Source organism: Sphingopyxis panaciterrulae (genome assembly GCF_014199295.1).
GTDB classification, from domain to species: Bacteria; Pseudomonadota; Alphaproteobacteria; order Sphingomonadales; family Sphingomonadaceae; genus Sphingopyxis; species Sphingopyxis panaciterrulae.
The window spans coordinates 196,050-213,875 of sequence record NZ_JACIJH010000003.1; the positions used below are offsets into that span (position 1 = coordinate 196,050).

At 67.3% G+C, this 17,826-nt stretch carries 17 protein-coding genes; 5 read left to right on the forward strand and 12 right to left on the reverse strand.

Going from position 1 to position 17,826, the window contains the following annotated elements; all coding sequences use genetic code 11:
• Nucleotides 1-122 precede the first annotated feature (122 nt).
• From FHR21_RS07565 to FHR21_RS07585, 5 genes are all read right to left on the reverse strand, one after another.
• Complete coding sequence (locus FHR21_RS07565; protein WP_184096885.1) at nt 123-821, reverse strand: aspartate/glutamate racemase family protein; 699 nt, start codon at nt 819-821, stop codon at nt 123-125.
• A 112-nt stretch (nt 822-933) separates the two neighbouring features.
• A complete protein-coding gene (locus FHR21_RS07570; RefSeq protein ID WP_184096887.1) occupies nt 934-2,361 on the reverse strand; it encodes an NAD(P)(+) transhydrogenase (Re/Si-specific) subunit beta in 1,428 nt (475 codons plus the stop codon).
• A gap of 61 nt (nt 2,362-2,422) precedes the next feature.
• Entirely contained in the window at nt 2,423-2,704 is a 282-nt protein-coding gene (locus FHR21_RS07575; RefSeq protein WP_184096889.1) for a proton-translocating transhydrogenase family protein, read from the reverse strand.
• Between the two features lie 299 nt (nt 2,705-3,003).
• Nucleotides 3,004-3,585 (reverse strand): fasciclin domain-containing protein, encoded by a 582-nt coding sequence (locus FHR21_RS07580; protein ID WP_338113096.1) that lies wholly within the window; start codon nt 3,583-3,585, stop codon nt 3,004-3,006.
• Between the two features lie 130 nt (nt 3,586-3,715).
• Entirely contained in the window at nt 3,716-4,837 is a 1,122-nt protein-coding gene (locus FHR21_RS07585; RefSeq protein WP_184096891.1) for an NAD(P) transhydrogenase subunit alpha, read from the reverse strand.
• A 360-nt stretch (nt 4,838-5,197) separates the two neighbouring features.
• Between FHR21_RS07585 and FHR21_RS07590 the strand changes: the two genes are divergently transcribed.
• The 3 genes from FHR21_RS07590 (at nt 5,198) to FHR21_RS07600 (ending at nt 7,694) form a co-directional block, all read left to right on the forward strand.
• On the forward strand, nt 5,198-6,631 hold the full coding sequence (locus FHR21_RS07590) for a sigma-54-dependent transcriptional regulator (RefSeq protein WP_184096893.1): 1,434 nt from the start codon (nt 5,198-5,200) through the stop codon (nt 6,629-6,631).
• A gap of 65 nt (nt 6,632-6,696) precedes the next feature.
• Nucleotides 6,697-7,353: an SRPBCC family protein gene (locus FHR21_RS07595; protein WP_184096895.1), complete on the forward strand. Its 657-nt coding sequence runs from the start codon at nt 6,697-6,699 to the stop codon at nt 7,351-7,353.
• A complete protein-coding gene (locus tag FHR21_RS07600) occupies nt 7,350-7,694 on the forward strand; it encodes an ArsR/SmtB family transcription factor (protein WP_246427107.1) in 345 nt (114 codons plus the stop codon). Before FHR21_RS07595 ends, FHR21_RS07600 begins: the two co-directional genes overlap by 4 nt.
• A gap of 123 nt (nt 7,695-7,817) precedes the next feature.
• Here the strand turns inward: FHR21_RS07600 and folP are convergent, their stop codons facing one another.
• The 7 genes from folP to glmM all read right to left on the reverse strand — a co-directional run bounded on the left by folP (nt 7,818) and on the right by glmM (nt 15,183).
• Nucleotides 7,818-8,948: a dihydropteroate synthase gene (gene folP, locus FHR21_RS07605; protein WP_184096897.1), complete on the reverse strand. Its 1,131-nt coding sequence runs from the start codon at nt 8,946-8,948 to the stop codon at nt 7,818-7,820.
• Between the two features lie 51 nt (nt 8,949-8,999).
• A complete protein-coding gene (locus FHR21_RS07610; RefSeq protein ID WP_184096899.1) occupies nt 9,000-10,139 on the reverse strand; it encodes a site-specific DNA-methyltransferase in 1,140 nt (379 codons plus the stop codon).
• 364 nt (nt 10,140-10,503) lie between these two features.
• Nucleotides 10,504-11,400: an oxidoreductase gene (locus FHR21_RS07615; protein WP_184096901.1), complete on the reverse strand. Its 897-nt coding sequence runs from the start codon at nt 11,398-11,400 to the stop codon at nt 10,504-10,506.
• Nucleotides 11,401-11,433: 33 nt separating this feature from the next.
• Nucleotides 11,434-11,991: a ribonuclease HII gene (locus tag FHR21_RS07620; RefSeq protein ID WP_184096903.1), complete on the reverse strand. Its 558-nt coding sequence runs from the start codon at nt 11,989-11,991 to the stop codon at nt 11,434-11,436.
• 142 nt (nt 11,992-12,133) lie between these two features.
• Complete coding sequence (thiD, locus tag FHR21_RS07625; protein ID WP_184096905.1) at nt 12,134-13,366, reverse strand: bifunctional hydroxymethylpyrimidine kinase/phosphomethylpyrimidine kinase; 1,233 nt, start codon at nt 13,364-13,366, stop codon at nt 12,134-12,136.
• 133 nt (nt 13,367-13,499) lie between these two features.
• The gene (locus FHR21_RS07630; RefSeq protein ID WP_184096907.1) at nt 13,500-13,730 is read right to left on the reverse strand and encodes a DUF1272 domain-containing protein; all 231 of its coding nucleotides are present in this window, start codon (nt 13,728-13,730) and stop codon (nt 13,500-13,502) included.
• 115 nt (nt 13,731-13,845) lie between these two features.
• Complete coding sequence (glmM, locus tag FHR21_RS07635) at nt 13,846-15,183, reverse strand: phosphoglucosamine mutase (RefSeq protein WP_184096909.1); 1,338 nt, start codon at nt 15,181-15,183, stop codon at nt 13,846-13,848.
• Nucleotides 15,184-15,462: 279 nt separating this feature from the next.
• Between glmM and FHR21_RS07640 the strand changes: the two genes are divergently transcribed.
• The gene (locus FHR21_RS07640; protein ID WP_184096911.1) at nt 15,463-16,710 is read left to right on the forward strand and encodes a cation:dicarboxylate symporter family transporter; all 1,248 of its coding nucleotides are present in this window, start codon (nt 15,463-15,465) and stop codon (nt 16,708-16,710) included.
• Entirely contained in the window at nt 16,707-17,702 is a 996-nt protein-coding gene (locus FHR21_RS07645) for an aldo/keto reductase (protein WP_184096913.1), read from the forward strand. Before FHR21_RS07640 ends, FHR21_RS07645 begins: the two co-directional genes overlap by 4 nt.
• Nucleotides 17,703-17,826 lie beyond the last annotated feature (124 nt).

Below are 17,826 nucleotides of genomic sequence, written 5' to 3' on the forward strand. Positions count from 1 at the left end.
ACCCGGAGCGCAGCGTGCTAACGGCACGTGAGCACCGGAAGCGCGGAAAGCCGCCATTTGCAGGCCGCCAGGGCTGAATGTCGATCCGTCCTAACTCCCTCCAGCAAGCGGGAGGGACCTCATCAGGGCGCGTCGCCCAATATCCAGTCGACCCCGGCGGCGACATGGATGCGCGCGGCGTCGTAGATCGGCAGCACATTGGCATCGGGATCGACGAGCATGACCAGTTCGGTGCAGGCGAGCACCAGCGCCTGCACGTCCTGCTTGGCGATGTCGGTGATGAAGGTCCGCATCGTGCGGCGCGAATCCTCGGTCACCTTGCCCTGCATCAGTTCGTCGTAGACGATGCGGTCGACCTCCTCGGCGCGGGTGCCGTCATAGGGGGCGAGGGTCAGGCCGTAGCGCACGAGCCGCTGGCGATACCAGGATTCGGTCATCACGTTGCGCGTGCCGATGACGGCGGCGGTCTTGATTCCGTCGGCGCGCATCTTTTCGCCGGTCTCGTCGACGATGTGGATCAGCGGGATCGCGATCCCCGCGCCGATATCCTCGGCAAGCTTGTGCATCGAATTGGCCGCGATCATCAGCGCGGTCGCGCCCGCATCCTGAAGCCGCTTCGCCGATTCGATCAGCACCGCGCGCGCATTGTCCCATTGCTCGGGCGTCGTCAGGCGCGACAGCTCGCAATAGTTGAGGCTTTCGAGCAGGATCGGCGCCGAACAACTCGTTCCGATCCGCTTCTGCACTCCCTTGTTGAGCTGGCGATAGTAGATCTCGGTCGATGCCCAGCTCATGCCGCCGATCAGGCCGATTTTCCGCAAGCTATCCTCCCAATACCGTTTGGACTGAGCTTGTCGAAGTCCCGTCCTTCCGTCCTGTCCTTAGAAGGAAGAACGGTCCTTCGACAAGCGCAGGACGAACGGAATCAGGAAATCAATGCCCGCTGCCGTTGAGTGCCTTGACGATATCGTCGGCCATCTTCTTCGCATCGCCCAGCAGCATCATCGTCTGGTCCATGTAGAAGACGTCGTTGTCGACGCCGGCATAGCCGACCCCGCCCATCGAGCGCTTCACGAACAGCACCGTCTTCGCCTTTTCGACGTCGAGCACCGGCATGCCATAGATGGGCGAGGACTTGTCGGTCTTGGCCGCCGGGTTGGTCACGTCGTTGGCGCCGATGACGAAGGCGACGTCGCACTGGGCGAACTCGTTGTTGATGTCCTCCAGCTCGAACACCTCGTCATAGGGCACGTTCGCCTCGGCCAGCAGGACGTTCATATGGCCTGGCATGCGGCCCGCGACCGGATGGATCGCATATTTGACGTTGACGCCTTCCTTCTTGAGCAGGTCGGCCATCTCGCGCAGCGCGTGCTGCGCCTGCGCGACCGCCATGCCGTAACCGGGGACGATGATGACATTCTCCGCCTGGCTCATCAGGAAGGCGGCGTCGTCGGCGCTGCCGGGCTTCCACGGCCGCTGCTCCTTCGCGCCGCCGCCCGCGCCGCCCGAATCGTCGGCGCCGAAGCCGCCGGCAATCACGCTGATGAAGCTGCGGTTCATCGCGCGGCACATGATGTAGGACAGGATCGCACCCGACGAGCCGACGAGCGCCCCGGTGATGATCATCGCCGTGTTGTGGAGCGTGAAGCCCATCGCCGCCGCGGCCCAGCCCGAATAGCTGTTGAGCATCGACACGACGACCGGCATGTCGGCGCCGCCGATCGGGATGATGAGCAGGAAGCCGATCAGGAAGCTGAGCGCGGTGATCGTCCAGAAGACCGCCGGCGACTGATCGGTCAGGAAATAGCCGATCAGCCCGAGGATCGCGGCGAGCGTGCCGAGGTTGATGAGGTGGCGCAGCGGCAGAATGATCGGCGCGCCCGACATGTTGCCGTTGAGCTTCAGGAAGGCGATGACCGACCCCGAAAAGGTGATCGCGCCGATCGCGATGCCCAGCCCCATCTCGATCCGGCTGACGGTGAAGATCTGCCCCGCTTCATCGGCGATGCCGAAGGCGCCGGGGTTCAGATAGGCCGCCGCCGCGACCGCGACCGCGGCGAGACCGACAAGGCTGTGGAACGCCGCGACGAGCTGCGGCATCGCCGTCATCGCGATCTTGCGCGCCATCACGAGGCCGATGACCGCGCCGATCGCGATGGCGCCGATCACCTCGATCGGATTCGCAAGCTCGTGGGTGACCAGCGTGGTGACGACCGCGATGCCCATGCCCGCCATGCCGAAGCGATTGCCGCGGCGCGACGAGGCCGGCGACGACAGGCCGCGCAGCGCAAGGATGAAGAAGACCCCGGCGACCAGATAGGCCAAAGCCACCCAGGGATTGATCGGTGCGACGTCGTGCATGTGAAATTCTTCCCCTGTCGAGCGCGCCGCGGCGGCTCGTCAAAACCCTGTTGTCAGCGCCTTAACGCTCTTTCTTCTTGTACATCGCGAGCATGCGCTCGGTGACCGCGAAGCCGCCGAAGATGTTGATGCTCGCCATCACCACGGCGGCAAGGCCGAGCCATTTGGACACGGGCGACCCCGCGGCGGCGCTGGCGATCAGCGCGCCGACGATGATGACCGACGAAATCGCGTTGGTCACGCTCATCAGCGGCGTGTGCAGTGCCGGCGTCACCGACCAGACGACGAAATAGCCGACGAAACAGGCGAGAACGAAAATCGAGAAAATGGCGATAAAATCCACGGGCTGCTCCCCTGCTGATTCCGTGCGCGCCTCTCTTGCCGACCCGCACGCGGCGTGTCGACTCCTAAGCGGACAAAAAAGGTCGCATCGCTTTCGCCAGTGATGAAAGAGAGCCCGAATGACGACATAAAATGTCGCTGACGCGCCCCGCTGCCGTAATTCCTACTTGGTCATTGCGAGGAGCGTAGCGACGAAGCAATGACGCCATGCGGCTGTCGCGGGAATAATTGCCAAACAAGGTCAGGGTGACAGGGGGGACACCGCGAGACGAACCCGTCATCCGCCTATGCGCGAAAGCTTTACATCCGGGGCAACAGCACCGCGTCGACGACGTGGATCACGCCATTCTTCCGGTCGAGATCGGCGGTGGACACCACCGCCCGGTTGCCGCCGGCCGCGGTCAGCAGGATCTTGTTGCCGCTCATCGACAGGGAAATATCCTGCCCGCCCGCGGTGGTCAGCGTGGTCTTGCCGCCGCCTGCCTCGATCCGCGCCGCCAGATCGGTGGCGGTCAGCCTTCCGGGGACGATATGATAATCGAGGACGCCGGCGAGCACCGCCTTGCTTTCGGGACGCATCCACGCATCGCGGGTCGCCACCGGCACTTGCGCGAAAGCGGCGTCGGTCGGCGCGAAAACGGTGAAGGGGCCATTCCCCGCCAGCTTTGCCGCAACGCCCGAAGCCGCCAGCGCAGCCGAGAAGGTCTTGTGGTTCGGCATGGCGAGGATGCTATCGACGATCGATTGCGTTTCCTGTCCGCCCGCGCCGATCGCGCCGGTCATGTCGGCCATCGTCTCGGTCGCCGGCGGCTCAGGCGTCTTCTTGCACCCGGCGAGCGCGAGACCCGCGATCATGCCCGCCACCAGAAGCCATCTTGCCACCGCCCAGTCTCCTTCGAATCCGCATCGCCCGGCGCAGACCCGCGCATCGCGCGGCAGCCCGGCCGAAAATCAACGCGCATTATGACGCGAAAGTTTCAGAAGAAAGTTGGTGCTCCGGCGCGGTTGGCCGCTATCCCAGCAGCCGCTCGTTCACGACCTTGCCGCCCTGCGTCAGGCGTACAGCATTGCCGATTTCCTCGTCGAGCACCGGCCTGCCCGCTTCCTTGTCCCAGAAGGCGGAGAGGAAGTTGAACAGGTTGCGGCTGAACAGCGCGCTGGTGTCGGCGGGCATCAGCGCGGCGATATTCTGCGCGCCGATCACGGTGACGCCGTGAATCCGCTTCGTCTCGCCGGGCGCCGACCCCTCGACGTTGCCGCCGCTTTCGGCCGCCATGTCGACGATCACGCTGCCCGCGCGCATCGTCGCGAGTTGTGCGTCGCTGATCAGCCGCGGCGCCGGGCGCCCCGGAATCAGCGCGGTGGTGATGACGATGTCCTGCTTGGCGATGTGCGACGACACCAGTTCGGCCTGCGCCGCCTTGTACTCGTCCGACATTTCGGTGGCATAGCCGCCGCTGCCCTCGCCCTCGATCCCCGCGACGCTCTCGACGAAGATCGGCTTGGCGCCGAGGCTGAGAATCTGTTCCTTGGTCGCCGAGCGCACGTCGGTCGCGCTGACCTGCGCCCCCAGGCGGCGCGCGGTCGCGATCGCCTGCAACCCCGCAACGCCGACGCCCATGACGAAGGCCTTGGCGGCGCTGACGGTGCCCGCGGCGGTCATCATCATCGGAAAGGCGCGGCCATAGGCGCTCGCCGCCATCAGCACCGCCTTGTAGCCCGACAGATTCGCCTGACTCGACAGGATATCCATCGACTGCGCGCGGGTGATGCGCGGCATGAATTCCATCGCCAGCGCCTCGAGCCCCAGCTTCGCATAGGCATCGACGCGCGCACGCTCACCGAACGGATTGAGTCCCGCGGCAAGCCACGCGCCCTCGGCATAGCCCGACAGGCTCTTCGGATCCGGCCCCTGAATGCCGAGGATGATGTTCGCGCCCTTGAGCGTTTCGGCGCGGCTGCCGATGCCGGCGCCCGCCGCGGCATAATCGGCATCGGCGATCGACGCGGTTTCCCCCGCACCCGATTCGACCGAAACTTCGGCCCCCAGGCCAATGAATTTCTTGATGGTTTCCGGAGTCGCAGCGACCCGCGTCTCGCCCGGAGCGAGCTCCTTCAGTACAGCGATGCGCATGCCGATTCCGGTCAGGAGATCAGCAGGACGACGACAAGGGCAACGACCGCAGTGATGATCGCGCTCGTCTTGAACAGGCCAACGAAACCCGCATAGGTTTCATTCGCCGCCTTCATTTCCTGATCCGCCATGGCTTTCCCCTTCTCCTGTTCCTGTGCAGGGCGCCGCGGGCGCCCCGGAATCGGGATTCGGCATTGGCTCTAGCGACGCCTCTCGCGATGCTCAAGCGCTTTGGGCGTTCGAAAGGTCATCGCCCTTAATCGCCCTTTTACCCCTGTGGCGTAAATCACTGACGGAAAGAGCGGAACGACGGCATGACCATGCCGAACATCCTTGGGCACGGGGGCGAAACCGGAAAAGATGGCAAGCACGCGCGATACCCGAACGGTCATGATCGTCGACAGCGAGACGGCGCAGCAGCGCTTTCTGTCGGCGTTGATGTCGCGCGGCGGCTGGCGCAGCGTGATCGCCGGCGATACCGACACGGCGCTCGCCCGGCTGGGCACGCAGGAGGGCATGGCGCTCGACGCGGTACTCGTGGACCAGGGAGCGCCCGGCGCGCCGATCGCCGATTTCGTCGCCGAACTGCGCCGCTGGCGTCCCGCGCTGCCGCTGATCGTCATCACCATGCGCGGCGGGGTCGAGACGGCCGTCGCCGCGATGCGCGCCGGCGCGAGCGATTTCGTGCAGAAGCCGATCGCCCCCGACCGGCTGCTCGGCGCACTCGATTGCGTCGCGTCGGACGCCGGGCCGCAAGGCGAATTGCGTCCGCTGACCGAAAAGCTGCGCGCGCCGCTCGCCTTCGAGGAGATCATCGGCTCGTCGCCCAATTTCCGCAGCGCGCTGGCGATCGCGGCCAAGGCGGCGCGCGCGCGCGTTCCGGTGATGATCAACGGCAAGCCCGGCACCGGCAAGGAAGTCTTTGCCCGCGCGATCCACGGCGCCTCGCCCCGCGCCCGCGGCGCGCTGGTCATGGTCGACTGCTCGGCCGTGTCGCCGGGGCTGATCGGGTCGGGGCTGTTCGGGCACGAGCGCGGCGCCTTTCCGGGCGCCTTCGATCGCCAGATCGGGCGGCTGGTCGAGGCCGACGGCGGCAGCATCATCATCGACCATGTCGAGTGCATCCCGCTGGAAACCCAGGCGAAGCTGGTCGAATTCATCAACAGCGGCGAAGTGCAGATGATCGGCGGGACGATCCGCCAGAGCGTCGACGTCCGCATCATCTCGACCAGCGCGAGCCCGCTCGACAAGCTGATCGAGGCCGGCCATTTCCGCGAGGACCTGTTCTACGCGCTGTCGAGCGCGCAATTTACCCTACCCTCGCTCAGCGAGCGGCGCGGCGACGTCGGCCCGCTCGCGCGCCACCTGCTGACGCGAATCGGCGGCCTGCCGGGGATGAGGCCGCTCGGCGTCACCGACGACGCACTGCGCCTGCTCGCCGCCTATGCTTGGCCGGGCAACGTCCGCCAGTTGCAGGACGTGCTGTTCCGCGCCGCGATGGACAGTCGGACCGACGTGCTGACCAGCGCCGATTTCACCGCGATCGAGGCCGCGCTCGGCGGCAGCGGATCGGCGGGACAGGGCGAGATCGCGATCAACGGCGAGGCCATCGGCGTGACCCTCTATCTGCCCGACGGCAACCTGCGTCCGCTCGAGGAAATCGAGGCCGACGTCATCCGCCTCGCCATCGGCCACTATCGCGGCCGGATGAGCGAGGTCGCGCGGCGGCTGGGGATCGGGCGCTCGACGCTGTATCGCAAGCTGAGCGATCTCGGGATCGATACCGCGGCTTAATATAAGTCTGGACTTATATAATTTCCGGTTGATATGATTGCCCGGCCGCCATCGGGAGAATCATCATGGCCTTCGATACCGCTCAGCAAGCCGCCCTCGTCGTCCGCAAGGTCGAAGACACCACCCACCTTGGTCAGCCGGCCCGCGCCGTCGTCGCGTCGCGCGACTATGCCACCGGTATCGACGATCTGTGGAATGCCATCACCGACAAGCTGCGTATCCCGCGCTGGTTCGCGCCGGTCGAAGGCGACCTCGAGCTCGGTGGCCGCTATCAGATCAAGGGCAATGCGGGCGGCACGGTCACCGCCTGCGAACCGCCGCGCAGCTTCGCGCTGACCTGGGAGTTCGGCGGCGGCACGAGTTGGGTCGAGGTCGCGTTGACCGAGGCGAGCGGCGGGTCGACCCGCCTCACCCTCCGCCACATCGCCCCGCTCGACGACAAGTCGGAGGAATTCTGGGAGCGCTTCGGCCCCGGCGCGGTAGGCGTCGGCTGGGACCTGTCGCTGCTCGGCCTCGCCTGGCATATCGAGACCGGCGAGGCGGTGCAGGAACGCTTCGCCGAAGAGACCTGGCCGCTGAGCGACGAGGGCAAGGCCTTCGCAACATCGAGCAGCGACGCGTGGACCGCCGCGTCGATCGCCTATGGAACCGCTGAAGACGCCGCAAACCACGCAGGCGCCAGCACGACGGCCTTCTACACCGGCGCCGCCGCGCCCGAATGATGCATGCCTTCGATATCCTCGGCGATCGGGTACGCCGCCGTATCCTAGAGTTGCTCGCCGATGGCGTGCGCAGTTCGGGCGATATCGTCGACGTTATTGCCGCGGAATTCGGCATCTCGCAGCCCGCGGTATCGCAGCATCTGCGCGTCCTCCGCGATGCCGGCTTCGCGACGGTGCGCGCCGAAGGGCGCCGCCGGCTCTACGCGGTCGCGCCCGAGCGCTTCGACGAGGTTGACGCGTGGGTACAGCGGTTCCGACGCACATGGGAACCGCGCTTCGAAGCGCTGGCGACCGAGGTCGCGCGCGGGAAGAAGGCGCGTCGGGAGGACGAGAGAAGCTAGAGCGCCATCACCGATCGTCATTTCGAGGAGCGGAGCGACGAAGCAATCTCCAGCTATCAGCCTCGCCGGACGATAGCTGGAGATTGCTTCGCTTCGCTCGCAATGACAGGTAAATCCCCGCGACTAACCCGTCAGCGCCGCATCCCGCAGCCCGCGCCAAACGCGTAGCGCCTGCCGGGTCTCGGCGACGTCGTGGACGCGCAGCAATTGCGCGCCCTGCTCGGCCGCCCGATAGTGGAGCGCGAGGCTGCCGCCCAGCCGCGCATCGGCGGGCGCTTCATTGTCGAGCGCGCCGATCATCCGCTTGCGGCTCGCGCCGAACAGGAGCGGGCAACCGAGCGTGTGGAACAGCGACAGGCCGTTCGCCAGCGCCAGATTGTCGGCGATCCCCTTGCCGAAACCGATGCCGGGGTCGACGATGATCTTCGCCGGGTCGATCCCGGCCGCCACGCACGCCGCGACGCGGTCGCCCAGCATGTCATAGACGTCGAACAGCGCGTGCGCATAGCGGCCGCCCTCGTGCGGGTCGCTCTTTGCCGAAGGGGCGTGCATCAGCACCACCGGACAGCCGGCGCGCGCGACCACCTCCATCGCACGGTCGTCGTAGCGAAGCGCCGAGATATCGTTGACGAGCGTCGCGCCCGCAGCAAGCGCCGCCTCCATCACCGCCGCCTTGCGCGTGTCGATCGACACCGCGACCCCGCCCTTCGCCAGCGCCGCGACGACGGCTTCGACCCGCTGTATTTCGTCGCCTTCCCAGACCAGCGGCGCGCCGGGGCGGGTCGATTCGCCGCCGACATCGGCGATCGCCGCCCCCGCCGAGGCCATCGCGAAGCCCGCCTCGACCGCCGCGGCGGCGTCGACATGCTTGCCGCCGTCGGAGAAGCTGTCGGGGGTGACGTTGAGGATGCCCATGATCTGCGGCTCGTTCAGCCGCACCGTGCGTTCACCGAGATGGAGCGCGCCGCGCGAGCGCCGGATCGCCGCGCGCTGCATCGTGGCCGCCTCGGCGAGCCGGTCGGGCAGGACCGCGATCCAGTCGTCCAGTTCGGGGACCGGCACGATGGCCGACTTCACGCCAGTGCCGTCGCGCAGACTGACATGCCACGCGGCGAACCACAGCATGGTGTCGGCGAGGCGCAGGCAGGCGTCGTCCAGCTCGTGCGGGCGGTCGACGAAGCAGACGGGGCGGCAATAGAGGCGCGCATCGGGCGATGCGGCGCCGAGGCCGGGCCTGGTCAGCGGTGCGAACATGCCCTCTCCTCTTGAAACTCATCCCAGCTTTCGCCGGGATGACGTTATGCCCTACGCCTCGTGCGCCAGCAGCCAGTCCTGCCGCACCGCGTCGATCACGCGCAATTCCTTGCCATCATCGACGTGCCAGAAGGTCCAGCCATTGCAGCTCGGCGCGCTCTGTACGCCCGCGCCGACCTTGTGGATCGACCCCGGCGCCTGGCCTTCGCAATCGAGGCTGCCATCGACGCGCACCACCGCCTGCCAGCGGCGTTTGGTATCGGTCAGCACCGACCCCGGCGCGATCATCCCGCATTCGACCAGCGTGCCGAAGGCGACGCGCGTTGCGGCTTTGGGCGCCATCATCGTCTTCACCGCGCTCTCGTCGAGCGGCAGCGCCATCTCGATGCGCTCCATCGCCGCCGCGATATAATCATCCTCGCGCTCGATGCCGATATAATGGCGCCCGAGCCGCTTCGCGACCGCGCCGGTGGTGCCGGTGCCGAAGAAGGGGTCGAGGATCACGTCGCCGGGGTTCGAGCAGGCGAGCAGGATGCGATAGAGCAGCGCCTCTGGCTTCTGCGTCGGGTGGACCTTGTGCCCCCCCTTCTTGAGCCGTTCCTGCCCGCCGCAGATCGGGATCAGCCAGTCGCTGCGCATCTGAAGCTCGTCGTTCAGCGTCTTCATCGCGCGATAGTTGAACGTGTAGCGCGCCTTTTCGCCCATCGACGCCCAGATCAGCGTCTCGTGCGCGTTGGTGAAGCGGGTGCCCTTGAAATTGGGCATCGGGTTCGCCTTGCGCCACACGATGTCGTTGAGGATCCAATAGCCATTGTCCTGGAGCGCGGTGCCGACGCGGAAAATATTGTGATAGCTGCCGATCACCCAGATGCTGCCGTTCGGCTTCAGGATGCGCTTCGCTTCCTTGAGCCAGGCATGGGTGAAGCGGTCGTAAGTGGCGAGGCTGTCGAACTTGTCCCAGTCGTCGTCGACCGCATCGACCTGGCTGCCGTCGGGGCGCAGAAGGTCGCCGCCGAGCTGAAGGTTATAGGGCGGGTCGGCGAAGATCATGTCGACCGACGCGGCGGGCAGCGAGCGCATCATCTCGACGCAGTCGCCCTGCAATATGCTGTCGATCGGCACGTCCGCCGGGGCCGTTTTCGCCGCTCGCTGCTTCGCCGCCGGCGCCTTGACCCGCTCCATCACACCCATGCCGCTTGCCCCTGTTTCATTGCAAAGAAGGCCTTGATGAGTCCGGTGGAGTCCGCCGTCAAGGCCAGGATTCTAGGGAATCCGCCTCTCCGAAAGGTTAACGCGGCGAGAACGAAAGGAGTCCCCCACGACATATGGAGTCTGCCGCCACTCGGAGACTCAACTGCTGGTGGTGTGGCGGGGAGGACTCAGTGGAGAAAATTTTTCCTCCTCTCCCCTTCAGGGGAGAGGATATGGAGGCTTGGCAGCTTGCTGCCTAGCCGAAGTTGGAGCGGGGCTTGCCGTTTTCCCCTCTCCAAGCTTCGCTAACTCCTGACGGAGCAAGCTGCGCTATCCTCTCCCCTGAAGGGGAGAGGGAAGATAGCTATATCCCCGGATCGACGCCGGTCAGATCGACCGAGCGCTCCCACAGCTCGCGCGCGAGCTTGGCGTCGCGCCCCGCGCGGGTCGCGCGGGCGGGGCCGGAGCGGCCCGTGACCTCGCCCAACCCCTGCGGGCCGAGATAGTCGCCGCCCTGCACATGCGCGCCGGTCGCCGCTTGCAAGGTCGGCCACGCGCCCTGCGCGGCGCTGTTGAAGAAGGGGGTCGCCAGCGGCGTCATGCTGCGCAAGGGGAAAGGCAGATGCCGCGTCAGCTCGGTCAGCGCGACGCCGGGATGGCAGCCGATCGCCTGCGCCCTGCGCCCCGCGGCGCCGAGCCGGCGATCGAGTTCGACCATGTGGAGCAGGTTGGCGAGCTTGCTCATCTGATAGCGCTGCCAGGGATGATAGCTGCGGCTCGCATCGAGATCGCTGTAATCCATCGCACCGCTCTTGTGCGCGAGGCTGGCCGTGATGACGATGCGATCCTCGACATGCGGATGGACCAGCCCGACGAAGGCGAAATGGCCAAGGTGATTGACCCCGAACTGCAGTTCGAAGCCCTGCTTGGTCAGCGTGCGCGGCGGAATCATCACTCCCGCATTGTCGATCAGCCCGTCGATGCGCGGCCCGGCAAGCGCCGCCTGCGCCGCCGCCTTCACCTGATCGAGATCGGCGAGGTCGAGCGAGAGGAAGGACAGCTCGGCGCCCGGCACGTCGGCGCGAATCCGCTCCATCGCCGCTTCGGCCCGCGCGGCGTCGCGGCAGGCGAGGACGACATGCGCGCCGCGCGCCGCCAGCACCCGGGCCGCCTCGAACCCGATACCGGCGTTGGCGCCGGTAATCAGGAAGCGCCGGCCGCTCTGGTCGGCGACGTCATCGGCCGTGAATCCGCTGCGCATCGCCCTCTCCCACTGTTTCCCGGGCCCCCGCCCTCAGATCAGCATCGCCTGCGCGACCGGCGCAAAACTGGCGCGGTGCAGCGGCGTCGGCCCGTGGAGGCGTAGCGCCGTCAGATGCTGCGGCGTGCCATAGCCCATATTGCTCTCCCAGCCAAAGGACGGAAAGTCGCGCGCCGCGGCGACCATGATGCGGTCGCGATGCTCCTTGGCGACGATGCTCGCCGCCGAAATGCACGGGTGCAGCGCGTCGCCGCCGACCACGGCGCGGGCGCGATATTTCCAGCGCGGCAGGCGGTTGCCGTCGACCAGTATCTCGTGCGGGTCGCAGCCCAATGCCTCGACCGCGCGCGTCATCGCGAGGAAGGTCGCCTGCAAGATGTTGATCGCGTCGATCTCGACGACGCTCGCCTCGCCGACGCCCCAGCGGCAGCGTGCCTTGATCTGGGCTTCCAGCTCACCGCGGCGTTTCGCGCTCAGTTTCTTGCTGTCGTCGAGGCCGTCGATTCCGCCCTCGCACAGGATCACCGCCGCCGCGACCACCGGTCCGGCGAGCGGCCCGCGTCCGGCCTCGTCGACGCCGACGATCAGCATGACGTCCCGCCCCTTTCATAGCAGGAAGCGCCGAGTTTAGCTTCCCGTTCGTGCCGAGCGAAGTCGAGACACCCATCTACATGGCGCAACCCCGATGGGTGTCTCGACTTCGCTCGACACGAACGGGTCATCAAAAGACCGGTCAACGCTCGACCCGCCACGGCGGATACCTGCGATATTCGCCGGCCTGATAGAGGCAGAGCCGGTTGCCCGCCGGATCGGTCAGCCGCGCCTCGCGCCAGCCCCATAACTCGTCGCGCGGCATCGTGTCGAAGCGCACCCCGCGCCGCGCAAGATAGGCGACCCACGCGTCGAGCGCGCCGCTTTCCAGATAGGCGGTCGCCCCTGTTTCTCCCCTCCCGCTTGCGGGAGGGGCCGGGGGAGGGCTTGTTTCCGAGCGTAGAGCGGCCATGCCCTCCCCTAACCCCTCCCGCAAGCGGGAGGGGGATAGATGGATCGACAGGGTGACGCCGTTCGCGGCCTCGAAGCGCGCATAACCGTTGTCGGGGCTGTCGACGATCTGCGTCAGCCCCATTTGCTTGTAAAAGGCGACCGACGCCGCATAGTCGACCGCGGGCAGCGTGATCTGGTTGAGCGCCGGGCCGGTGAACAGCCCGTCGTTGCGCACCGTCTGCTGCCCCATCGGGCCATGGCCTTCGCCCAGCCCCGACGCGCCGAGCAGCGCGAGCCGCACGAAATCGCGCGCACGCGCGACCGCGGGTTCGAGCGGCATGCCCTGCGCGAGGCCGGTCGCGATCGCGCTGGCCAGCGTGCAGCCGGTGCCGTGCGTGTGCGGCGTGTCGATGCGCGGTGCGTCCCAGCGCGCAACCTCGCCCGCGTCAGGCTCGATCAGCCGGTCGGTCACCGTCTCGCCTACGCCATGCCCGCCCTTGGCGAGCAGCGCGCAGCCGTGCGCAAGCACCGCCGCCTCGCCGCCGAGCGCCGCCAGTTCGTCGATATTGGGCGTCACCACCGCCGCGCGCGCGAGCAGCGTTTCGAAGGCGCGAATCGTCGCGGCGTCGGCGAGCACCGAGCCGCTGGTCGCGACCATCACCGGATCGAACACCACCGCCGCGCCGGACAGGTCGGGCCGGGCCAGCCGTTCGGCCACCGCCGCCGCGGTGTCGGCGCTGCCGATCATCCCGATCTTGACCGCGTCGACGCCGATGTCGGCGACGACGCTGTCGATCTGCATCAGCACCATGTCGGCCGGGACGGCGTGGACGCCCTGCACGCCCAGCGTGTTCTGCGCGGTGATCGCGGCAATCGCGGTCATCGCATGGCCGCCGAGCATCGTCACCGTCTTGATATCGGCCTGAATCCCCGCGCCGCCTCCGCTGTCGGAGCCGGCGATGATGAGGACGCGCGCGGTCATCGAACGACCTCAAAGATTCCGTCACCCTGAACTTGTTTCAGGGTCCATGGCCCGGCCCCTCCGCTAACGCGGCGCAGAAGGAAAGGGCGGGTCATGGATGCTGAAACAAGTTCAGCATGACGAAGGAAGGAAATCATCGCGCGCCCGGATGCCGTCGCTCGGTCGAGGCGGGGAACTTCGCCAGCACCGCGCCCTCGCGTAGCGGCCGGTCGAGCAGGTCGCCGCCGCAATTGGGGCAGCGTTCGTCGAGCTTGTCCGCGCAGTCGGCGCAGAAGGTGCACTCGAACGAGCAGATGAAGGCGCCGTGGAGGTCGGCGGGCAGATCGCGGCCGCAGCGTTCGCAATCGGGTCGCATTTCGAGCATATGGATATTCCTTATAGGCCGTTCGTGCTGAGCCTGTCGAAGCGCCGTTCTTCCTTCACCGCTGAAAGAAAGAACGGCCCTTCGACAGGCTCAGGGCGAACGGCGGGGTTATACATCATTCCGCCGCGACGCGCACCGCGTCGCAAATCCTGTCGACGATCGTTTCGACCTGCGCCGCGTCGTCGCCCTCCGCCATGACGCGGATCACCGGTTCGGTGCCCGAGGCGCGGATCACGAGCCGGCCGCGTCCCGCAAGCGCCGCCTCGCCCTCGGCGATCGCGGCCTGAACCTGCGCATCGTCAAGCGGCTTGCCGCCGGCGAAGCGGACATTCTTCAAAAGCTGCGGCACCGGGTCGAACTGGTGCAGCAGGTCGCTCGCGGGCCTGTCCGAGCGGACCAGCTCGGCCAGCACCTGCAGCGCCGCGAGCGTGCCGTCGCCGGTGGTCGCATGGTCCGACAGGATCATATGCCCCGACTGCTCGCCGCCGACGTTGAAGCCGCCCTCGCGCATCCGTTCGAGGACATAGCGGTCGCCGACCTTGGTGCGCTCGAGCCGCAGCCCCTGCCCCTCCAGGAAACGTTCGAGTCCCAGGTTCGACATCACCGTCGCGACGACCCCGCCGCCTTTCAGCCGCCCCTCCCGCGCCCAGCTCGCGCCGATCAGCGCCATGATCTGATCGCCGTCGACGATCGCGCCGGCCTCGTCGACGACGATCAGCCGGTCGGCGTCGCCGTCCAGCGCGATGCCGATGTCGGCGCCGCTCGCGACCACGGTTTCCTGAAGCAGCGCGGGCGCGGTCGATCCGCACTGGTCGTTGATGTTGAGCCCGTTCGGCGTCACCCCGACCGCGACGACGTCGGCGCCCAGTTCCCAGAACACCGTCGGCGCGCTGTTGTAGGCGGCGCCATTGGCACAATCGACGACGATCTTCAGCCCGTCGAGCCGCACCGCCTGCGGCAGGCTCTGCTTGACCGCGTGGATATAGCGGCCGCGCGCGTCCTCGATCCGCTTGGCGCGCCCGATCTGCGCGGGTTCGGCGAGCGCCGGCTCCTGCGCCAGCCGCGCCTCGATCTGCGCCTCGTCGGCGTCGGACAGCTTGAAGCCGTCGGGGCCGAACAATTTGATGCCGTTATCGGCGAAGGGATTGTGGCTGGCCGAGATCATCACGCCAAGGTCGGCGCGCATCGAGGGAACCAGCATCGCGACCGCGGGGGTCGGCATCGGGCCGACCTGCACCACGTCCATGCCGACGCTCGTGAAGCCCGCGACCAGCGCATTCTCGATCATATAGCCCGACAGGCGCGTGTCCTTGCCGATCACGACGCGGTGCTTGTGGGTGCCGCGCAGGAAATGCGCGCCCGCCGCCATGCCGACGCGCATCGCCACCTCCGCGGTCATCGGCGCGACATTGGTCAGCCCGCGAATCCCGTCGGTTCCGAAAAACTTGCGCATGACACCTCTGCTACCTAATCGTCGGGCAAAGACAGGACCTGCCCCGGCGTCCCCGGGATGGCCCTAGGTTATCGCATTTTTCTTGGCAAGCTGACCGGGGGATTGGTGGAGAGCGAATTTGAAAAAGGGGCGTGATTTTGCTTTCATCGTCACCCCGGACTTGATCCGGGGTCCCGCTCGGCACCGTGGAAAAGCGGGACCCCGGATCAAGTCCGGGGTGACGAGGCGGGTAAGCGAACCTTCCAAAGCCGAACGACATCGCCACCGGGGGGCTTCGGTGTGAAATCGGCATGGATCATCCTCTCGGCGCTCGTTGTCGGGATGCTGCTCGGGATCGGGATCGAATCGGTCGCACCCGACGCCGGCACCGCCTCGCTGCCTTTCATCGAGCCCATCGGCCTGCTCTGGCTCAACGCGCTCAAGATGACGATCATCCCGCTGATCGTCGCGCTGCTCGTCACCGGCATCACCGCGACCGCCGACGCGGCGCGCGCGGGCGCGCTCGCCGCGCGGGCGGTCGCGACCTTCGTCGGCGCGATCGTCATCACCGGGATCATGTCGCTGCTGCTCACCCCGCTGCTGCTGCGCGTCTTTCCGCTGTCGGCCGGCGCGGCGGAGGCCCTGCGCCACGGACTCGGCGGCGCGGCCGAGGCGCCGCCCTCGCCGACCTTCGCCGATTTCCTGCTCAGCCTGGTGCCCACCAACCCGATCGCCGCCGCGGCCGAAACCGCGGTGCTGCCGCTGATCGTCTTCACCACCATCTTCGCCTTTGCGATCACCCGCATCGGCCCGGATCAGCGCGCGACGCTGTCGGGGCTGTTCAAGGCGCTGGGCGACTCGATGCTGGTCGTCATCGGCTGGGTGCTCGCGCTGGCGCCGGTCGGGGTCTTCGCACTCGGCTATGCGCTCGCGGTCAAGGCGGGGGTCGCGGCGTTCGGCGGGCTGCTCCATTATGTGCTGATCGTCTCGGGCATCGGGGTCGCCTGCGTCCTCCTCGGCCTGCTGCTCGCCTGGCTGGTCGTCGGCATCGCGCCCGCGCGCTTCGTCCGCGCGATGATCCCGACGCTCGCGGTCGCGCTCAGCACCCAAAGTTCGCTCGCCTGCCTGCCCGCGATGCTCGAAGCGTCGAAGGACCTCGGCGTCGAGCCCAAGAAGGCCGACGTCGTGCTGCCGCTCGCGGTCGCGCTGTTCCGCTTTACCAGCACCGCGATGAACCTGGCGGTCGTCGTCTATATCGCCTGGCTGTTCGGGGTCACGCTGACGCCATGGACGATGGCGGTGGGACTCGCCGTCGCGGTCGCCGCGGCGCTCAGTTCGGTCAGCCTGCCCGGCTCGATCAGCTATGTCACCTCGATCGCGCCGATCGCGGTATCGATGGGGGTGCCCGTCGCACCGCTGGCGCTGCTCGTCGCGGTCGAGACCTTTCCCGACATTTTCCGCACCATAGGCAATGTCGTCGCCGACGTCGCGGCGACCAAATATGCCGCCGACGGCATCGGCGACGAACCGGCAGGAGAAACAGCATGAAATACCGCACGCTCGGGGGCGGACTCCAGGTTTCCGCGATCGGCATCGGCTGCATGCCGATGATCAGGGGTGGCAACATTCTCTACGGCGAGGTCGCCGACATGGACGAGGCGACGCGGACGATCCACCGCGCGATCGACCTCGGCGTCACCTTCTTCGACACCGCCGAAATCTATGGTCCGTTCAGCAACGAGGAACTGCTCGGCGAAGCGATCCGGGGCAAGCGCGATGGGCTGGTCATCGCGACCAAGTTCGGCTTCCGGTTCGAGGGCAAGCAGATCACCGGCGTCGACGGCTCGCCCGCCAACGCGCGGCGCGCCTGCGAAGGCTCGCTCCAGCGGCTCGGCATCGACACGATCGACCTTTTCTATCAGCACCGCGTCGACCCGGCCGTCCCGATCGAAGAGACGGTCGGCGGGATGATGGAACTGGTGAAGGAGGGCAAGGTCCGCCACATCGCGCTGTCCGAGGCCGGCCCCGACACGCTGCGGCGCGCCGCGCAGGCCGCGCCGATCGCCGCGCTGCAGAGCGAATATTCGATATGGGAGCGCGAGGTCGAGGCCGAAATCCTGCCCGTCTGCCGCGAGCATGGCATCGGCTTCGTCCCCTATTCGCCGCTCGGCCGCGGTTTCCTGACCGGCACCGTGCGCAGCCGCGACGAACTGCCCGAGCACGACTGGCGGCGAAACGACCCGCGCTATTCGGACGAGAATCTGCCCGCCAACCTGCGCATCGTCGACGCGATCGGCGCGGTCGCCGCGAAGCATGGCGTGTCGAACGCGCAGGTCGCACTCGCCTGGCTGCTCGCGCAGGGGCCGGATATCGTCCCCATCCCCGGCACCAAGCGCCGCGCGACGATGGAGGACAGCGTCGCCGCGGCCGACCTCACGCTGACCGCCGACGACCTTGCGGCGATCGCGGCAGCGGCGCCGAGGGGCGGCACCAGCGGCCCGCGCTATGGCGAGGCGGGCATGCGGATGGTGCGGATCTAGCGTCCGGTTGCGGGAGCGCTGGGGCTGAACGAAACCGACCGAAAGGCCCTCTCTTTCCTCGTCACCCCGGACTTGATCCGGGGTCCCGCTCGATACCCAAGCCACTCGGTGCCCCAAAAAGCGG

Coding starts and splice junctions, on each gene's coding strand:
- FHR21_RS07570 (WP_184096887.1), bottom strand. CDS start 2,361: ATGCACGACGTCGCACCGATCAATCCCTGGGTGGCTTTGGCCTATCTG.
- FHR21_RS07585 (WP_184096891.1), bottom strand. CDS start 4,837: ATGCGCATCGCTGTACTGAAGGAGCTCGCTCCGGGCGAGACGCGGGTC.
- FHR21_RS07590 (WP_184096893.1), top strand. CDS start 5,198: ATGGCAAGCACGCGCGATACCCGAACGGTCATGATCGTCGACAGCGAG.
- FHR21_RS07595 (WP_184096895.1), top strand. CDS start 6,697: ATGGCCTTCGATACCGCTCAGCAAGCCGCCCTCGTCGTCCGCAAGGTC.
- FHR21_RS07600 (WP_246427107.1), top strand. CDS start 7,350: ATGATGCATGCCTTCGATATCCTCGGCGATCGGGTACGCCGCCGTATC.
- folP (WP_184096897.1), bottom strand. CDS start 8,948: ATGTTCGCACCGCTGACCAGGCCCGGCCTCGGCGCCGCATCGCCCGAT.
- FHR21_RS07610 (WP_184096899.1), bottom strand. CDS start 10,139: ATGGGTGTGATGGAGCGGGTCAAGGCGCCGGCGGCGAAGCAGCGAGCG.
- FHR21_RS07615 (WP_184096901.1), bottom strand. CDS start 11,400: ATGCGCAGCGGATTCACGGCCGATGACGTCGCCGACCAGAGCGGCCGG.
- FHR21_RS07620 (WP_184096903.1), bottom strand. CDS start 11,991: ATGCTGATCGTCGGCGTCGACGAGGCCGGACGCGGGCCGCTCGCCGGA.
- thiD (WP_184096905.1), bottom strand. CDS start 13,366: ATGACCGCGCGCGTCCTCATCATCGCCGGCTCCGACAGCGGAGGCGGC.
- FHR21_RS07630 (WP_184096907.1), bottom strand. CDS start 13,730: ATGCTCGAAATGCGACCCGATTGCGAACGCTGCGGCCGCGATCTGCCC.
- glmM (WP_184096909.1), bottom strand. CDS start 15,183: ATGCGCAAGTTTTTCGGAACCGACGGGATTCGCGGGCTGACCAATGTC.
- FHR21_RS07645 (WP_184096913.1), top strand. CDS start 16,707: ATGAAATACCGCACGCTCGGGGGCGGACTCCAGGTTTCCGCGATCGGC.